Origin of the sequence: Nonomuraea sp. NPDC049158 (genome assembly GCF_040648335.1) — a bacterium.
Classification (GTDB): Bacteria; Actinomycetota; Actinomycetes; order Streptosporangiales; family Streptosporangiaceae; genus Nonomuraea.
This window is the reverse complement of sequence record NZ_JBEZDM010000002.1, coordinates 449374-465500: the sequence shown is the minus strand read 5'-3', so window position 1 is coordinate 465500 and position 16127 is coordinate 449374. Positions and strand designations below refer to the sequence as shown.

Here is a 16127-nt window from a genome sequence, read left to right as displayed (position 1 = left end):
TCGTCTGGTCCTGATCGGTCCGGTCCGCGTGGCGCGGGTGAGCAGCATGCCGGTCCATCTGGAAAACTGACCTGTTGTGGATGGTTACCTCGGCGTCATCGTGATCGTGGTCGTCGTCGCCCTGTTGGCGGCCGGCGGTCTTTTCCTGCTCTTCAGGCCCGGTGGCAAGGGCGCACCGCCGGTCGAACCGCCCAAGACGCCCCAGGCGCCCACGCTCCCCGAGCAGCGGCCGGCGCCCGGCACGGAGGAGGGTGAGGGGGGAGGGGCGACCACCACGCTCCCGCCGCCCGCGCAACCCACCGTCGTCACGCCCGAGATCGAGGTGCCGCCGCCGTCCGCCGGCCGGATGGTGCGGCTGCGCTCGCGGCTGGCCCGCTCGCAGAGCACGCTCGGGCGCGGTCTGCTGGAGCTGCTGTCCCGCGACCGCCTCGACGACGAGGTCTGGGACGAGATCGAGGAGAGCCTGATCACCGCCGACGTCGGCGTGGCGCCGACGCGCGCCATGGTCGAGGAGCTGCGCACGAAGGTCAAGGTGCTCGGCAGCCGCACCCCCGAGGAGGTGCGCAAGCTGCTCCGTGAGCAGTTGCTCGCCCAGATCAACCCCGAGCTGGACCGTACGCTGCACGTCCAGAAGCACGGCGAGCGGCCCGCCGTCGTGCTCGTCGTCGGCGTCAACGGCACCGGCAAGACCACCACCACGGGCAAACTGGCTCGCGCGCTGATCGGCGACGGCAAGAAGGTCGTGCTCGGCGCGGCGGACACCTTCCGGGCCGCCGCCGCCGACCAGCTCCAGACGTGGGGCGACCGGGTCGGCGCCGACGTCGTACGCGGGCCCGAGGGCGGCGATCCCGCCTCTGTCGCCTTCGACGCCACGGCCAAGGGCATCGAGGAGAAGGTCGACGTCGTCATCGTCGACACCGCCGGCCGCCTGCACACCAAGACCGGCCTCATGGACGAGCTGGGCAAGGTCAAGCGGGTCATCGAGAAGAAGGCCACCGTCGACGAGGTGCTCCTCGTCCTCGACGCCACCACCGGCCAGAACGGGATGCGGCAGGCTCAGGTGTTCGCCGAGGTCGTCAACATCACCGGCATCGCGCTGACCAAGCTCGACGGCACGGCCAAGGGCGGCATCGTCATCTCGGTCCAGCGAGAGCTGGGGGTTCCGGTCAAGCTGGCGGGGCTCGGCGAGGGTCCCGACGACCTGGCGCCCTTTGATCCCGAGGTGTTCGTGGACGCCATTCTCGGCGATGAGAATTCCAAGTAGATCGGAAATGGGGCTGGGCGCGCTCGGCTGAACCGTCGCCGGGCCGTCAGCGGTGTGTGCCGATGGGGATGACGAGTGGCGTGCCCGCCACCGGGTCGGCGATGATCTTGGCGTCCAGTTCGAACACCTCCCGCAGCAGGTCCTCCGTCAGTACCTCGTGCGGGTCGCCCGCGGCCACCACTCGGCCACCCCGCATGGCCACCAGCCGGTCGGTGTAGCGGGCCGCCAGGTTGAGGTCGTGCAGGACCATGACGATGGTCCGGCCCGCCGCCCCGTGCAGGTGTCGTACCAGCTCCAGGACCTCCACCTGGTGCGCCAGGTCCAGGAACGTGGTCGGCTCGTCGAGCAGCAGCAGGTCGGTGCCCTGGGCCAGCGCCATGGAGATCCAGGCGCGCTGACGCTGCCCGCCCGAGAGCTCGTCCAGGGGGCGTTCGGCGAGGTCCGCCAGGCCGGTCATGGCCAGCGCCTCGTCCACGGCCGACTCGTCGTCCGACGACCACTGCCGGTACCAGGTCTGGTGCGGGTGCCTGCCCCTGGCGACCAGGTCGGCGACCGTCAGCCCTTCCGGCGCGGTGGGCGCCTGCGGCAGTACGCCGAGGATCTTGGCCACCTCGCGGGTGGGGGTCCGGTCGATGCGCTTGCCGTCGAGCAGTACCTCGCCGCCCTGCGGCCGGAGCAGCCGGCCGAGCGCGCGCAGCAGCGTGGATTTGCCGCAGCCGTTGGGGCCGATGATCGTGGTGACCGTGCCCGCCTCGATGCCGAGGTCGAGCCCATCGACGATGGTGCGGTCGCCGTACCCGAGCTTGACGTCGACGGCCTGGAGCCTCATTTGCGCGCCTTCCAGATCAAGTGGATCAGGTACGGGGCGCCGAGGACCGCGGTCACGACGCCGACGGGCAGTTCGATCGGGGAGAAGACGGTACGCGCGATCAGGTCGGCCGCGGCGGTCAGCACGGCGCCGACCACCGCCGACGACAACAACGGCGGCTGGCCGTAGCGGGTCAGCCGGAGCGCGACCTGCGGCGCGGCCAGCGCGACGAACGCGATCGGGCCCGCCGAGGCCGTGGCGACGGCGGCGAGGAGCACCGCGGCGAGGATCATCAGCGCGCGCGCCGGGTTCATCCGCAGGCCGAGCGCGGTGACCGTGTCGTCGCCGAAGCGCAGCGCGTCGAGTGAGCGGGTGCCGAGCAGGGTCAGCGGCACGAGTACGGCCAGCGCGAGCGCCACGGGCAGCACGTGCTCCCAGCCCCGGCCGTTGAGTGAGCCGCTGATCCAGACCATGGCTCTGCCGGTGTCGTTCACGTCGCCGACGGTCAGCAGCCAGTACTTGACGTTGGTGAACACCGCGGCCACGCCGATGCCGACCAGGACCAGCCGGTAGCCGTCGAGCCCGCGCCGCCAGGCCAGCGCGTACACGATCACGGCTCCCGTCAGGCCGCCGAGCAGGGCCAGCAGGGGGATGCCGAGGGTCGAGAGCAGCCCGCTGACCCCGCCGTACGCGCTGCCGCTGGCCACCACCCCCGCCACGACCGTGACGGAGGCGCCGGTGGTGACGCCGAGGATCTCGGGGCTGGCCAGCGGGTTGCGCGCGATGGACTGGATGATCGCGCCGGACAGCGCCAGCGCCGCACCCACCAGGGCGCCGGTCAGGGCGCGCGGCAGGCGGAGCTCCATGATCACGAAGTGCTCGGCGCTGTTGACGTCGAACGTGCCGCCCAGCACCTGGGACAGGCTCATCGGGATGTCGCCGATGCGCATGTTCAGGGCCATGAGCAGGCCGAGGAGCGCCAGACCGCCGAGCGTCACGGCGACGCCGCGCGGCCGTACCCGCCAGGACAGGCCCGCCACCCGCAGCGGGATCGTCGTCATCACGGCCACACCGGCCTGCTGAGGGGAATCATCGTCACAGCCGCACCGGTCTTCCTGGGCGGGAGAGTCGTCGTCACAGTCGCACCGGCTTCCTGCGGCGGACCAGGATGACGAAGAAGGGGGCGCCGAGCAGCGCGAGCACCACGCCGACCTCCAGCTCGCCCGGCGGGGCGACGACGCGGCCGATCACGTCGGCGAGCAGCAGCAGCGCGGCGCCCACCAGTCCGGAGTACGGCAGCAGCCACCTATGATCGGTGCCGGACAGCGGGCGGACCAGGTGCGGCACGATCAGCCCGACGAACGCCAGCGACCCGCAGGCGGCCACCGAGGCGCCGGTGAGCAGGGTGACGGCGGCGACGCCGACAGTGCGGGTGAGGGCGATGTTCTGGCCGAGGCCGCGGGCGACGTCCTCGCCGAGGGCCAGCGCGTTCAGCCCGGGGGCGTTGACCATCGCCAGCACCAGGCCGACCAGGATGAACGGCAGCACCTGCCAGATCACCTCCGAGCCCCGGGCGGCGATGGAGCCGGCCTGCCAGAACCTGAACACGTCCATCGCCTGCTCGTCCAGGAGCACGATGGCCGAGGTCAGCGCGTACAGGAAGGCGCTCACGGCGGTGCCCGCCAAGGCGAGCGTGACCGGCGTCGGGCCGCCGCGCCCGCCGACCATGCCGAGCGCGAACACGCCGACGCTGGCGATCAGCGCGCCGGCCAGGCCGAACCAGATGTAGGCGAGCAGGCTGGAGGCGCCCAGCAGGATGATCGAGGCGACCATCGCGAACGCCGCCCCCTGCGTCACGCCGAGCAGCCCCGGGTCGGCGAGCGGGTTGCGGGTGTGGCCCTGCATGAGCGCGCCCGCGACGCCCAGCGCTAACCCGGCCAGTACGCCGAGCACGGTCCTGGGGAGGCGCAGCGAGCGGATGACGATGTCGTTCTCGGTGCCGGTCGGGGCGGTGAGCGCGTGCCAGGCGTCGGCCGGAGGCACGGACTTGGCGCCGATCGTGATGCTCAGCACCACGCCGACCACGACGGCCCCGAGCAGGACCAGGAGAACGGTGAGCCGCCGCTGCTGAACGCCGTGCGGGCGCGGCGCCACAGCCGTAACGGTCACTCTGGTTTCCTCCCTGCTAATTTGCCTCACTCCGTTCGGCGGGCTCGGTCGCCTCACGCCGCCGTCTTCCCCCGTCCCTCTGGTCGCTTCGCTCCCGGCGCTCCTCCTCCAGACGACGGCGCTCCCTCGCCTGCTAATTTGCCGCACTCCGTGCGGCGGGCTCGGTCGCCCGATGCCGTCGTCTTCCTCGCACATTTGCCTGACCTTGGTGAAGTATGTCAGGTTAGGCAGGGCTAACCTTAATTAGGGTTGCCTAATATTTGCTGGGAAAGGGATCAGATGAGACCGTTGCGCGCTCTGGTGGGGGCCGTACTCGTGGCGGTGCTCACCGCCTGTGGTTCTTCGGCCCCGGCCGCGCAGAAGGCGGCGGAGCCGTTCCGTACCGTCAGGCACGCGATGGGCGAGACCAAGATCCCGGCGCGGCCCAAGCGTGTGGTGGCCCTGGATCAGAGCTTCGTGGACGCGGTGCTGACGCTGCGGACGCCGGTGGTCGGCTACACCACCTACCGGTCCATCGACACGAAGCTACCTGACTACCTGGGCTCCGTCGCCGCCGAGTACGGCAAGGAGGCCATTCCGGTCGGCACCCTGGAGCAGCCCAGTCTGGAGAAGATCATGGCGCTCAAGCCCGACCTGATCGTCTCGGCCAAGGTCCGCCACGAGGCTCTCTACGACAAGCTGTCCAAGATCGCCCCGACCGTCTTCAGCGTGACCACCGGCGCCATCTGGAAGGACAACATCCGGCTCATGGGGCAGGCCCTGGGTCAGGAGCAGCTCGCCGACACGACGATCAAGGCGTACGAGGAGCGGGCCGCGAAGATCGGCACCGCGATCAAGGAGAAGGACGGGAAGCTGCCGACCATCTCCATCGTCAGGTTCGCCGGGGAGCCGACGACACGGCTGTACGTCGAGAACTCCTACTCGGGGGTCGTGATGAAGGACATCGGCTTCCCCCGCCCGGAGGGCCAGCCCACCAAGCAGGACGCGATCGTGGTGGACGTGAGCCAGGAGCGCATCGGGGACCTGGACGCAGACCACCTCTTCGTCGCGACATATCCGGACCCGTCGTCTGATGGGCCCAAGGAGAAGTTCGTGGGCAACCCGCTGTGGGGGAAGCTCAAGGGTGAGAAGCATGAGGTCAGCGATCTGACCTGGATGAGCGCGGTCGGCATCCAGGGTGCCCATGCCATCCTCGATGACGTGGCGAAGCTCTTCGCCGTGGATCCGGCCAGGACGACCACGTCCTGACCGGCCACCATCAGGTCAGCTCGCCGACAGGAACGTACGCAGGTCCGCCAGGTGGGGTGCCAGGTCCAGGCCCTGGGCGGCGAGCCAGTCCTGGTCGCAGTAGGTGCCCCGATAGCGCTCGCCCCCGTCGCAGATCAGGGTGACGATGCTGCCCTGGGCGCCGGTACGGCGCATCTCGCGGATCAGGTCCACGCAGGCGGCCACGTTCGTGCCGGTGGAGCCGCCCACGTCGCGGCCCGTCACCTCGTGGACCCAGTGCATCGCGGCGATCGACCGGGCGTCCGGAACGGTGATCATGCGGTCGATGACCATCGGCTGGAACGAGGGCTCCACCCTCGGCCGGCCGATACCCTCGATGCGGGAGCCCCGGGCGGTGACGGACGTGTCGCCCGACACCCAGCTCGGATAGAAGGCGGAGCCCTCCGGGTCGGCCACCGCGAGGCGCGTGGGGTGGCGGCGGTAACGGATGTAGCGGCCGATCGTCGAGGAGGTGCCGCCCGTGCCCGCGCCCACCACGATCCAGGTGGGCTCCGGGTGGGGCTCCATGGACATCTGCGCGTAGATCGACTCGGCGATGTTGTTGTTGCCGCGCCAGTCCGTGGCCCGCTCGGCGTAGGTGAACTGGTCCATGAAGTGGCCGTTCGTCTCGGCCGCCAGGCGGTGAGACTCGTCATAGATGGTGCCGGGATCGTCGACCAGGTGACACTTGCCGCCGTAGAACTCGATCAGCGCGATCTTCTCCGGTGACGTGGACGCGGGCATCACCGCGATGAAGGCCAGGCCGAGGAGCCGGGCGAAATATGCCTCGCTCACCGCCGTCGAGCCGCTCGACGCCTCCACGACCGTCGTGGCGGGCCCGATCCAGCCGTTGGCCAGGCCGTACAGGAAGAGAGATCGAGCAAGTCGATGTTTGAGTGAACCAGTGGGGTGTACTGATTCGTCTTTCAAGTAGAGGTTTACCCCCCAGCGCGGGGGAAGCGGAAAGACATGGAGGTGCGTATCACAGCTCCGGTTGGCGTCGGCTTCTACCTTACGAATCGCCTCCGTCACCCACAGTCGCGCCTCTATGTCATGCCGATCCACGAAATCCATGTCTATACGCTATCCCATGTGACTCTAGCCACATTAAGTGCGAAATTGGGGGTATAGTGTTATGCTAATGAGACTGGTCCCGCCGTGGACGTGATGACGCACGCCGCGAGCAGGTGGACCTTTAACCTCTCTGACCTGGCGGAACCGTTAACGCGGCCCTTACGTGCCGATTGCGAAACTGGTACCGAGGCCAGCGGCTTGGCCGAGATGGGGGATAGCGCAAGGGGGAATGATTTGATCACCATGACCGATGAACAGCGACAAGACTGGTTCGAGCGCGACGTCGTACCCGTGACGTCGCAGCTGTTCGCCTCCGCCATGCGCCTGACCCGCAACTCCGCCGACGCAGAGGACCTGGTCCAGGAGACCGTGGCCAAGGCATATACCTCGTACCACCAGTTCCGTGAGGGCACCAACCTCAAGGCCTGGCTGCACCGGATCCTCACCAACAACTTCATCAACGACTACCGCAAGAAGCAGCGCTCGCCCAAGCTGGCCGCCGCCGAGGAGATCGAGGACTGGCAGCTGCACGCCGCCGAGTCGCACAGCTCGACCGGCCTGAAGTCGGCCGAGACCGAGGCGATCGAACGGCTGCCCGACAACGTCGTGATGAACGCGCTGCGCTCCCTGCCGGAGGACTTCCGCGTCGCCGTCTACCTGGCCGACGTCGAGGGGTTCGCCTACAAGGAGATCGCCGAGCGCATGGGCACGCCGATCGGCACGGTCATGTCCCGGCTGCACCGGGGCCGCCGCCAGCTGCGCGGCATGCTGGAGGGCTACGCCCGCGAAGAGGGCGCCCTACGCGTGCCGGCCCAGAGCGCCGCATAGTCACCCAACCCCACACCCAGAGCCGCGCCTAGCCGTCCAACCCCATATGGAGCCGTACGCGGAGTGTTCCGTTCTCGGCGCGCAGGTCGACGAAGTCGCAGAGCTGTCGGCTGATCCAGAGCCCGTATCCTCTCGAGGATTCGGGCTCGGGTGGTATATAGCCCGGTAAAGGGTCGTCGAGCGCGCCGCCTGGGTCGGCGATCTCGCAGACCATCTCCCTTCCGCTCACCCACATCTTGATCATGCCGTGGCCGGCGCCGTGCTCGACGCTGTTCGCGGCGATCTCGGAGACGCTGAGGACCAGGGAGCCGATGAGGTTCACGTCCATCCCCGCGGCGCTGGCGTAGTCGCGGACCGTGTGCCTGAGCCCCTTGATCTCCCGCGCGGTGAACCTGACCGTCGCCACCCGTCCGCTCGGTGCGGGCAGCGGCTCCAGGTCGCCGTTCAGCACCAGCTCGTGCGGCCGGACGAAGCCTGTGCTGGCCACCTCCCCGGTGGCATCCAGCAGTAGGGGATGGATCACCGGCTGATGCTCCAGCACCGCCGCCGGGACGGTTCGCGGGTTGTAGAGGCACAGCGCGACGGCTCCGCTGTCCTCCAGGGCGGCGTTCAGCACCGACTCGTACCGGATCCACTCGCGGGTCTCGCGCTCGCCGCGCGCGGGCCAGGGGATCTCGCCGACGACGAGTGCGCGCCGCCCCCGGGTGTACTCGTGGTAGGCGGCCAGCGTCCTGGGCGGGTGGAGGTACCAGGTGCGGGAGTCCCTGCGGTCGATCTGCCGGGCTTCGTCCCCCAGCGCCTCCTCGAGCAGCCGGAGCTTGTCCGCCGAGGTCGCCACGATGACCCGCCTGTCGTGGGCGAGCGCCGCGCGCACGCGAGGCACGATCAGCCGCAGGAAGGCGTCATTCGAGTCGTACGACACCGCAACGTGCTTGAACGACTCGTGGTCTGGACGAGCCCGATCAGGGCGCACGGCCGAAACGTAGCAAGCGCTTGCAATCTGCGCAACGGCTGAGGATAGCGCCGCGCCGGACGGCCGAATCGACGCGCCAAGCGACCGCAACTGTCGCGCGGAGACTTCCCGCGAGCCGCGTCAGGCGACCGCGGGAGCCCCCTGCGAAGCGACCGCGGAGGCCCTATGCGAAGCGCCGTGTCAGGCGACCGCGATGAGCGCCACCGCGCCGAGCGCGCACGCCACGCCCGCCACCTGGATCGCGTGCAGCCGCTCGCCCAGCACCCGCCGGGCCAGCAGCAGCGTGCTCGCCGGATAGAGGGACACCAGCACCGCCACCAGGCTCAGCAGGCCCTGCTGCTTGGCCTCCAGGTACAGGACGTTGGCCAGCATGTCGAGCACGCCCGCCGCGACGATGATGTGCAGCGACCCACCGGCCGGCCTCAGCGAGCGCCGCGTCGCCACCGCGAGGACCACCACCAGCGCCACCGAGGACAGTCTGGCCCCCACCAGGGGCCACAGACCGCCGTCGTCGGGAGCCAGGGCGAGCAGGATGAAGAAGCCGCCGAACGCGGCGCCCGCGGCCAGGGCGATGAGCACCGAGCCGATCGAGCCGCTCTTGTCGGCGGAGCGGTCCTGGCTGACCAGGAGTACGGAGCCGAGGGCCAGCACCACCCCGACCAGCGCCACGGGCTCGGGGCGCTCGCCGGTCGCCAGGCCGTACACGACGGGGAGCCCGGCCGACGTGACCGCGGTCGTGGGCGCCACCACCGACATGACGCCGGTGGCGAGTGCCCGGTAGAAGAGCATCAGGCCGGCGGCGCCCGCCACGCCCGCGCCCAGCCCCCAGAGCAGCGCCCCATCGCTGAACACGCCGGGGAGCAGGGGCAGCAGCACGAGGATCAGGGCCAGGCCGGCGAGCTGCGACAGCGCCACGACCGGGAACACCTGCGATCGGCGGGTGGCCAGGCCGCCGAAGAAGTCGGCCGTGCCGTAGACCACCGCGCAGGCCGTCGCGAGGATCACCGCGAGCATGCTCCACCGTCCAGTTCATCAGAATGCACTGCTAGTACAACACATTAGAGTACAACACACTGCAAATCGCCTTCACTACACTGCACTGCATGGAGGATCCGGAGACGATCACACAGGCCATCGCCAACAATGTGCGCGCCCAGCGCGCGCACCGCGGGCTCACGCTCGACGCGCTGGCCGCCAGGTCGGGAGTGAGCAGAGGCATGCTGGTCCAGGTCGAGCAGGCCCGGACGAACCCCAGCGTCTCCACGCTCACCCGGATCGCCTCCGCGCTGGGCGTGACCGTGGCCAGGCTGGTGGAGGTCTCCGACGTGCCGGTGGTGCGGATCGTCGAGAAGGCCGACGTGGTCACCTTCGACCAGGGCGAGGTGCAGGCGAAGCTGCTGGTCGGGGCTGATACCCCGATGATCCTGGAGCTGTGGGACTGGCGGCTGGCGCCCGGCCGGCACCACGACGGCGACGCCCACCCGCCGGGCACCCGCGAGATGCTGACGGTGCTGGCGGGCGAACTGACGCTCACGGTGTACGGCAGGAGCTACGTGGTCAAGGCCGACTCCGCCGTGCTCTTCACCGCCGACAGGCCCCATCGCTACGCCAACCAGGGATCCGAGGAGCTCCGGCTGGTGATGGTGGTCGCCGAGCCCAGAGAGGCGCCTGACCAATAACGTCGAACAGCCTCCTGATCACCTTCTGGAGTTTCATGATTACAGCATGTCCTTGACGGCTGATGCCGGATGGTGGGTACATCCCGGTGTGTGCGACGAAACGTCAGCTGGGGGTGGCGCGTGACCGAAGGGCGCACGGCGACGGAGAAGCTCTACGCGGAGCTGCACGGTCTCGGTGTCACCAGCGCCTACGAGGTGGGCGACGACGCCACCGTCTCGGTATGGATCGGCCTGGTCGTGCACTACAGGGACGGGTTTTACCGCTGGCAGGAAGGGCCCGTGAAACGTCGGCATTTGGGTACGGATCCGGTTGGATGTGCCATACGAGTGGCGCGTCGATACACCGAACTGCAGGCCGATATCCCACTCTGGTGGGAGGACCTGGCCAAGGAGTTGCGGGGTAACCCGGTACAGGAATATCCGTAAACCCCGCAGACGCTCTCGGAGGGCGCCATGCGGGGCTGGGCGGTATCTCTGGCATTGCTGGTCGCGGTGGCGGGATGCGGGCCCCGGCCGATGATCCAACCCCAGCTGACCCGCCCACAGGCGCCCCTCGACCCGAAAAAGCTGGCCAGGCGGCTCGAGGCCATGCAGCCCGGCTGGCCCACGGCCCGCAGGATCAACTGCAGGCGCCTGAAGTGCGTCGCGCTCACCTTCGACGACGGGCCCGGCGACTACACCGGCAGGCTGCTGGACCTGCTGAGCGCCCGGAAGGTCAGGGCCACGTTCTTCGTCGTCGGGCAGATGGTCGCCGCGCACGGGGGCGCCCAGCTCGTACGCCGCATCGTGGCCGAGGGGCACGAACTCGGCAACCACACGTGGAACCATCCGCCGCTCACCGGATTGACGGACCAAGGGCTGCGCTTCCAGCTGAAGCACACGAACGACGTGGTGGAGCGGGTGAGCGGGGTCCGGATGCGGGTGATGCGCCCGCCGTACGGGGCGACGAGCCGCCGGGTGGCCGCCGAGGCGCGGCGACTGGGGCTGGCGCAGATCCTGTGGAGCGTCGACACCCTGGACTGGCAGGACCGGGTGCCCGCCCTGGTGGCCAGGCGCGCGGGCAGGGCGGCGGTGGGGTCGATCGTGCTGATGCACGACATCCACCGCAGCACCATCCAGGCGGTCCCCGCCCTGCTCGACCTGCTGGCGAAGAAGGGCTGCACGCCGGTGACCATCTCGGAGCTGTACGGCAGGACGCCGGCGCCGGGCCGGATGTACACGGCCCGGATGTACAACGCCCGATGAGCCGTGCGGCGCGTCAAACCGTCGGCCGGCCGTGGCACTCTTGACCCATGGGTTTCACCGGTTTCCCCGACGAGGCGTTCGTGTTCTACGAGGGCCTTGAGGCGGACAACAGCAAGACATATTTCACCCGCCACAAGCACTTCTACGAGGACGCGGTGCGCGCGCCGATGCTCGCCCTCACCGAGGAGCTGGCGGCGGAGTTCGGCCAGGCCCAGCTGTTCCGCCCCTACCGTGATGTCCGCTTCGCCAAGGACAAGTCACCGTACAAGACCCATCAGGGCGCCTTCGTCGACCTCACACCCGGCATCGGCTTCTACGTCCAGGTCGGCGCCGACGGGCTCTTCGTGGCGGGCGGCTGCTACACCCAGGCGTCCGACCAGGTGGCCCGCTACCGCGCCGCGGTCGACGAGGACCTGACGGGCAAGCCGCTGGCGGACATGGTGACGGCCTTGCGGGCCGGGGGCTACGTCATCGGCGGTGACCGGCTGAAGACCCGTCCTCGTGGCATCGCGGACGACCATCCCCGCCTCGACCTGCTGCGCCACAGGTCCCTGCACGCGGGCCGCCAGTGGGAGCCCGAGCCGTGGGTGCACACCGCCGAGGTTCTCGACCGGGTCCGCGACACCTGGCGTGCCTTCGGGCCGCTGGTGGACTGGCTCAGCGCCCACGTACGGGGCAGCGAGCTGCCGCGCCGCTGACCATGGGTGATCAACAAAGCGTGACAGCGCCGGCTACGGTCACCGCCGAGACGGGCGACCGGACGCGCCGTGACCGCGTCACGCTGGCGGCGATCACCGCCACGGCGGCCGCCCTCTACACCACCCTCTCCCTCACCAAGCTGGCGAACTTCAAGGCCGGCGCCTACGACCTGGTGATCTTCGACCAGGCCGTGCGCTCCTACTCCCAGTTCCGCCTGCCGATAGCCATCGTCAAGGGCGTGCACAACGGCTTCGGCCCGGATTTCTCCACCCTCGGCGATCACTGGTCGCCGATCCTCGCCCTCCTGGCCCCGCTCTACTGGCTGTTCGACGGCCCCGCGACGCTGCTGGTCGCCCAGGCGGTGCTGCTGGCCGCGGCGGCGGTCCCGCTGTGGGTGTTCACGCGGCGGGCGCTGGGGCCGGGCGCCGCGCATCTCGTCGCCGTGGCTTACACGCTCTCGTGGCCCGTGGTGGAGACCGTGGCGTTCGACTTCCACGAGGCGGCGTTCGCGCCGCTGCTCACCGCCGTGCTGCTCGAACGCCACCAGGCCGGTAAACGCATCGGCGTGGTGACGGCCGCCCTGGCGCTGCTGTGCGTCAAGGAGGACATGGGGCTGCTGGTCGCCGGGTTCGGGCTGGTCCTGCTCACCCAGCGTGGCCGGCGGGTCCTGGGCGGCGCGTTCGTGGCCGGTGGGGCGGCCTACACATGGCTGGCGTCGCAGGTGCTCATCCCGCTGTTCGGGGGGCGGTCCGACTACTACTGGGCGTACGGCGCGCTGGGACCGGACATGCGGGGCGTCGCGCGCACCGCCCTGACCGATCCGCTCGCGGTGCTGGCCCAGCTCGGCAGCCCACCGGCCAAGCTCGTCACGCTGGCCCTGCTGCTCGGCATCACGCTGCTGGCCGCGCCGCGGTCGCCGCTGCTGATCATGGCGGTGCCGCTGCTCGCCGAGCGGATGCTGGCCAGCTCGTTCCCCAACTGGTGGGTGGCGGGCTACCACTACAACGCCTTCGTCGTGGTGGTGGTCTTCGCGGCCGGAGTGGACGGCGTCCGGCGCCTGCGCGCCCGCCACACGGCCGGAGGGGACCCGGCGACGCGCATCGGGGCCCTGCGGACGGCGGGCGGAACCCCGGTGACGCGGATCTCTGCTCTCGGTGATCGGGCGACGCGGGTCTGGGCGCTGGGGGTGGCCGGGTTCGCGCTGGTCTCCGTGCCGTTCTTCTCCCTGGCCGGTCTGGCCGACCCCGACTCCTACCGGCACGACGCCCGTGAGCGGGCCGCGGCCGCCGCCGTCGCCGTGGTGCCCGACGGGGTGCTCGTGGAGGCGGCCAACAACCTGGCGCCGGCCCTGTCGGGGCGGAGCCGGGTGCTGCTGTGGGACCGCACATCGCGCGAGGCGCCATGGGTCGTGGCCGACGTGGGGCGGAAGACCTTCCCGTTCGTGGACGTGGCCGAGCAGCGCGAGCGCGTACGGCTCCTGGTCGGCAGCGGCTACGAGGTCCGGTTCTCCCAGGACGGCTACGTGGTCCTGGCGGCTACGGCCCGGACGACGAGGACACCTGGTCCCCTTTGAGGATGCGGTCCACGGTCTGGCCCGCCGCCGACGTCGCCGCCGTGGTGCCCGCCGCGATGACGACGGCCAGCAGCGGCGTGGCCAGGCTGCGCACGCTGCGTATGTTCCGCACCCGCGCCCACGGCTCCCCGGCCAGGTGCATGACCCGCCACTCCCAGTACAGTCCGAGCCCGATGCAGACCAGCGCCACCTCGCCCACCACGATGGCCACCACCTGCACCTTGACCGCCACCCCGATGTCCGGCTCGAACAGCGTGGGCAGGTACGCCGACAGCTCCGTGACCAACGCCGCCGCCATCAGGTGGAGCGCCTTGGTCATCGGCTGGGTGCCCCGGATGCGCGGATAGAAGTAGCCGAACACGAAGCCGAAGGCGGGCAGTGTCAGCAGGTAGCGGGAGTCGAACACGAAGCTGCTCAGGTCGGCCCCCGTCGGCCAGCCGAACACGAGCACGAAGGGCAGGCTCAGCAGCAGGCTGATCACGAACGCGTACACGCCGTTGTGCCAGGGCGTGCAGCCGGCGGCGGTGGCCAGGGCCGTCTCGGGGTGCCGCCCGTGTTCGGCCAGCGCGGTCTCCAGCTCGTGGCGGCGCGTGTCGAACTCGGCCATCGTCAGCTCGCCGGCGCCCAGCTTGCCCCGGCCGATGCGATAGAGCTCCTGCTCGGAGATGAGCAGGAGCCGCTTGTGCAGGGCGGCCCTGACCAGCTGCCGGTGTTCCTCGGCGGTGGCGGGCTCGACGACGGCCGGGTGGTGGCGTACGAGCAGCCAGCGGGCCGTCACCCAGGCGGCGATCGAGGTGATCGTCAGCTGCGGCAGCGCCACGTTGACGTCGGTGAGCGTGGTGCTGCCCCGAGGGGTGAGGTAGAGCACCATCAGGCAGGCGATCACCGTGGGGTGCGTCGCCGGGTGGTCGAGCGCGGCCAGCGAACCGCCGAGGCGCCGGAGCCGGAGCACCAGCAGCGCGAACGCCAGCAGCAGTAACCCGAGCACCCCGCGGACGAGCGGGTCGAGCGGCAGGATGCCGATCTTCGGCATGTTCGCCGCGTCCGCGCCGCCGAAGGGCAGATTCCACGACCCGCTGTCCAGCCACTCGGTCGGCCAGCCCTGCACCAGCAGGCTCACCAGCACGGCGCCCACGACCGCGGTGCGGGTCCACATCTTGGTGGCCACGGCGATGGCGGCGATCGGGATCACCGCCCAGCTGAGGGCCAGCACCAGCCTGATGCTGTCCGGCGGGTACACCCCGGTCAGCAGCGCCCGGCCCCACAGAGCGAGCGCCAGCAGGCCGATCGCCGCCTCAGCCGCCAGCACCGCCAGCCGGACGATCACCACGCGAACCCCCAGGTCCACGCTGAACACCACCGCCGCCGCGGCGGCCGTCACGGCCGCGACCACGGAGCCGATCAGCAGCGTCTGGGCGGGCAGCTGCTCGTGCAGCCATGACCAGGACAGCATGCCGAGGCCGACGAGGCAGGCGAGCCCGGTGACCACGAGCATGTCGCGGGTGGTCCACGGCGGGCTGATCGGCAGGGCCCGGCTCGCGTGCCGCGCCGTGAGCGCCGGCAGGGCGAGGAACAGGGCCACGTACGCCAGGGGCCGCCAGTCCGGCGCCAGGAGCGGGAGCAGCACCAGGGGTGTGACCAGGGCGATCCCCAGGAGAAGCTCGCGGTTGGGCGGCCGGTTCCACCAGGCCAGGCCGAGGGAGCGCGCCAGGAAGGCGGCCAGCGCGATCGCGGTGAGCACGCCGAGCCCGGCCGTCCACGAGAAGTCGTCGGTCTCCTCCGCGTCAGGGAACCCGTAGGAGTCCTGGGCCAGCGTCACCTTCACCAGGTACGACCCGACGGTGAACCGCAGGAGTTCCGACTCCTCCCGCTCGGGATCGAGCCCTTCGGCCTGCAGGACGGTCCACTCGCCCGGCAGCAGGCTGATCGTCCGCTGGCTCACGATGAGCGGTTTGGCGCTGGGGGCGTTGAAATCGAACGTCATCAGCTCGCTGGGCCTGAACTGCCGCAGCAACGTCACCTGGAACTCGGCCGTGGTCAGTCCGGCGGGCGTGGTGGTGAGGATCGGCGCCGGCCGCGTGGTCGGGGCCAGCACGGTGCCACCCACCTTGACGGCCCCGAACCCGTCGTCGGTGAACCGCCGGATGCCGCCGGGGAAGCTGCCACCCTGCCGCAGCGTCTCGACCAGCGGGTCGGCCCGGTCCATGAGCAGCCGGTGCTTGATGGTCACCTTCACCTGGCGCTGGCGCTCGTCGAGCCGCCCCGCGGGCACGGCGCGCAGGTCACCTGGGCCGGCCCTGGTCACCCGGACCTCGGTCGTCGCCTGCCGGGCGAGTTTCACCCGCGGGTCGCCCCGGCCGTCCAGCTCCCATGGTTCGGGCACGACGGGATTCGCGGACCGCGTGGACAGCGGCACGGGCCTGGCCGCCACCGTGCACCAGACGATCGCTCCCGCCGAGACCATCGCGAGCCCGAACGCGATGAACATCCGGAGCTTCCCCACAGAGTGGATGATTCACTCGTGGAGGCAGTTGTTCTCGCCACTCCGG

15 protein-coding genes are annotated in these 16127 nt (G+C 70.3%); 8 read left to right on the top strand and 7 right to left on the bottom strand.

What is annotated here, in order from left to right:
* The first annotated feature begins 76 nt into the window (after nt 1-76).
* A complete protein-coding gene (gene ftsY / locus AB0B61_RS06345) occupies nt 77-1264 on the top strand; it encodes a signal recognition particle-docking protein FtsY (RefSeq protein ID WP_358428823.1) in 1188 nt (395 codons plus the stop codon).
* A 46-nt stretch (nt 1265-1310) separates the two neighbouring features.
* Here the strand turns inward: ftsY and AB0B61_RS06340 are convergent, their stop codons facing one another.
* From AB0B61_RS06340 to AB0B61_RS06330, 3 genes are all read right to left on the bottom strand, one after another.
* Nucleotides 1311-2093, bottom strand: a complete 783-nt coding sequence (locus AB0B61_RS06340) for an ABC transporter ATP-binding protein (protein WP_358428820.1) — start codon at nt 2091-2093, stop codon at nt 1311-1313.
* On the bottom strand, nt 2090-3133 hold the full coding sequence (locus tag AB0B61_RS06335) for an iron chelate uptake ABC transporter family permease subunit (RefSeq protein WP_358429329.1): 1044 nt from the start codon (nt 3131-3133) through the stop codon (nt 2090-2092). The genes AB0B61_RS06340 and AB0B61_RS06335 overlap by 4 nt, the downstream gene beginning before the upstream one ends.
* Nucleotides 3134-3206: 73 nt before the next feature.
* Nucleotides 3207-4241 (bottom strand): iron ABC transporter permease, encoded by a 1035-nt coding sequence (locus AB0B61_RS06330; protein WP_358428817.1) that lies wholly within the window; start codon nt 4239-4241, stop codon nt 3207-3209.
* Nucleotides 4242-4520: 279 nt separating this feature from the next.
* Between AB0B61_RS06330 and AB0B61_RS06325 the strand changes: the two genes are divergently transcribed.
* On the top strand, nt 4521-5489 hold the full coding sequence (locus tag AB0B61_RS06325; RefSeq protein WP_358428814.1) for an iron-siderophore ABC transporter substrate-binding protein: 969 nt from the start codon (nt 4521-4523) through the stop codon (nt 5487-5489).
* A gap of 15 nt (nt 5490-5504) precedes the next feature.
* Here the strand turns inward: AB0B61_RS06325 and AB0B61_RS06320 are convergent, their stop codons facing one another.
* Nucleotides 5505-6581: a PLP-dependent cysteine synthase family protein gene (locus AB0B61_RS06320; protein ID WP_358428811.1), complete on the bottom strand. Its 1077-nt coding sequence runs from the start codon at nt 6579-6581 to the stop codon at nt 5505-5507.
* A gap of 243 nt (nt 6582-6824) precedes the next feature.
* Here AB0B61_RS06320 and AB0B61_RS06315 point away from each other — a divergent pair, with 243 nt between their 5' ends.
* Nucleotides 6825-7409 carry a sigma-70 family RNA polymerase sigma factor gene (locus tag AB0B61_RS06315; protein ID WP_225291958.1) on the top strand — a complete coding sequence of 195 codons (585 nt, stop codon included), beginning with the start codon at nt 6825-6827 and terminating at the stop codon, nt 7407-7409.
* 28 nt (nt 7410-7437) lie between these two features.
* Here the strand turns inward: AB0B61_RS06315 and AB0B61_RS06310 are convergent, their stop codons facing one another.
* Nucleotides 7438-8382 carry a sensor histidine kinase gene (locus AB0B61_RS06310; protein ID WP_358428808.1) on the bottom strand — a complete coding sequence of 315 codons (945 nt, stop codon included), beginning with the start codon at nt 8380-8382 and terminating at the stop codon, nt 7438-7440.
* 180 nt (nt 8383-8562) lie between these two features.
* A complete protein-coding gene (locus tag AB0B61_RS06305) occupies nt 8563-9396 on the bottom strand; it encodes an EamA family transporter (protein ID WP_358428806.1) in 834 nt (277 codons plus the stop codon).
* A gap of 89 nt (nt 9397-9485) precedes the next feature.
* Here AB0B61_RS06305 and AB0B61_RS06300 point away from each other — a divergent pair, with 89 nt between their 5' ends.
* From AB0B61_RS06300 to AB0B61_RS06280, 5 genes are all read left to right on the top strand, one after another.
* The gene (locus tag AB0B61_RS06300) at nt 9486-10061 is read left to right on the top strand and encodes an XRE family transcriptional regulator (RefSeq protein ID WP_358428803.1); all 576 of its coding nucleotides are present in this window, start codon (nt 9486-9488) and stop codon (nt 10059-10061) included.
* A gap of 120 nt (nt 10062-10181) precedes the next feature.
* Nucleotides 10182-10487, top strand: a complete 306-nt coding sequence (locus tag AB0B61_RS06295; RefSeq protein ID WP_358428800.1) for a hypothetical protein — start codon at nt 10182-10184, stop codon at nt 10485-10487.
* A gap of 90 nt (nt 10488-10577) precedes the next feature.
* Nucleotides 10578-11306, top strand: a complete 729-nt coding sequence (locus tag AB0B61_RS06290; protein WP_358428797.1) for a polysaccharide deacetylase family protein — start codon at nt 10578-10580, stop codon at nt 11304-11306.
* Nucleotides 11307-11353: 47 nt separating this feature from the next.
* Nucleotides 11354-12004, top strand: coding sequence for a DUF2461 domain-containing protein (locus tag AB0B61_RS06285; protein ID WP_358428794.1), 651 nt, complete (start codon nt 11354-11356; stop codon nt 12002-12004).
* Between the two features lie 20 nt (nt 12005-12024).
* Nucleotides 12025-13578: a DUF2079 domain-containing protein gene (locus AB0B61_RS06280; RefSeq protein WP_358428791.1), complete on the top strand. Its 1554-nt coding sequence runs from the start codon at nt 12025-12027 to the stop codon at nt 13576-13578.
* Here the strand turns inward: AB0B61_RS06280 and AB0B61_RS06275 are convergent.
* A complete protein-coding gene (locus AB0B61_RS06275) occupies nt 13541-16081 on the bottom strand; it encodes a hypothetical protein (RefSeq protein ID WP_358428788.1) in 2541 nt (846 codons plus the stop codon). The two genes, AB0B61_RS06280 and AB0B61_RS06275, sit on opposite strands and share 38 nt — an antisense overlap.
* Nucleotides 16082-16127 lie beyond the last annotated feature (46 nt).

Coding starts and splice junctions, on each gene's coding strand:
- AB0B61_RS06290 (WP_358428797.1), top strand. CDS start 10,578: ATGATCCAACCCCAGCTGACCCGCCCACAGGCGCCCCTCGACCCGAAA.
- AB0B61_RS06305 (WP_358428806.1), bottom strand. CDS start 9,396: ATGCTCGCGGTGATCCTCGCGACGGCCTGCGCGGTGGTCTACGGCACG.
- AB0B61_RS06340 (WP_358428820.1), bottom strand. CDS start 2,093: ATGAGGCTCCAGGCCGTCGACGTCAAGCTCGGGTACGGCGACCGCACC.
- AB0B61_RS06320 (WP_358428811.1), bottom strand. CDS start 6,581: ATGGATTTCGTGGATCGGCATGACATAGAGGCGCGACTGTGGGTGACG.
- AB0B61_RS06300 (WP_358428803.1), top strand. CDS start 9,486: ATGGAGGATCCGGAGACGATCACACAGGCCATCGCCAACAATGTGCGC.
- AB0B61_RS06285 (WP_358428794.1), top strand. CDS start 11,354: ATGGGTTTCACCGGTTTCCCCGACGAGGCGTTCGTGTTCTACGAGGGC.
- AB0B61_RS06325 (WP_358428814.1), top strand. CDS start 4,521: ATGAGACCGTTGCGCGCTCTGGTGGGGGCCGTACTCGTGGCGGTGCTC.
- AB0B61_RS06335 (WP_358429329.1), bottom strand. CDS start 3,133: ATGACGACGATCCCGCTGCGGGTGGCGGGCCTGTCCTGGCGGGTACGG.
- AB0B61_RS06315 (WP_225291958.1), top strand. CDS start 6,825: ATGACCGATGAACAGCGACAAGACTGGTTCGAGCGCGACGTCGTACCC.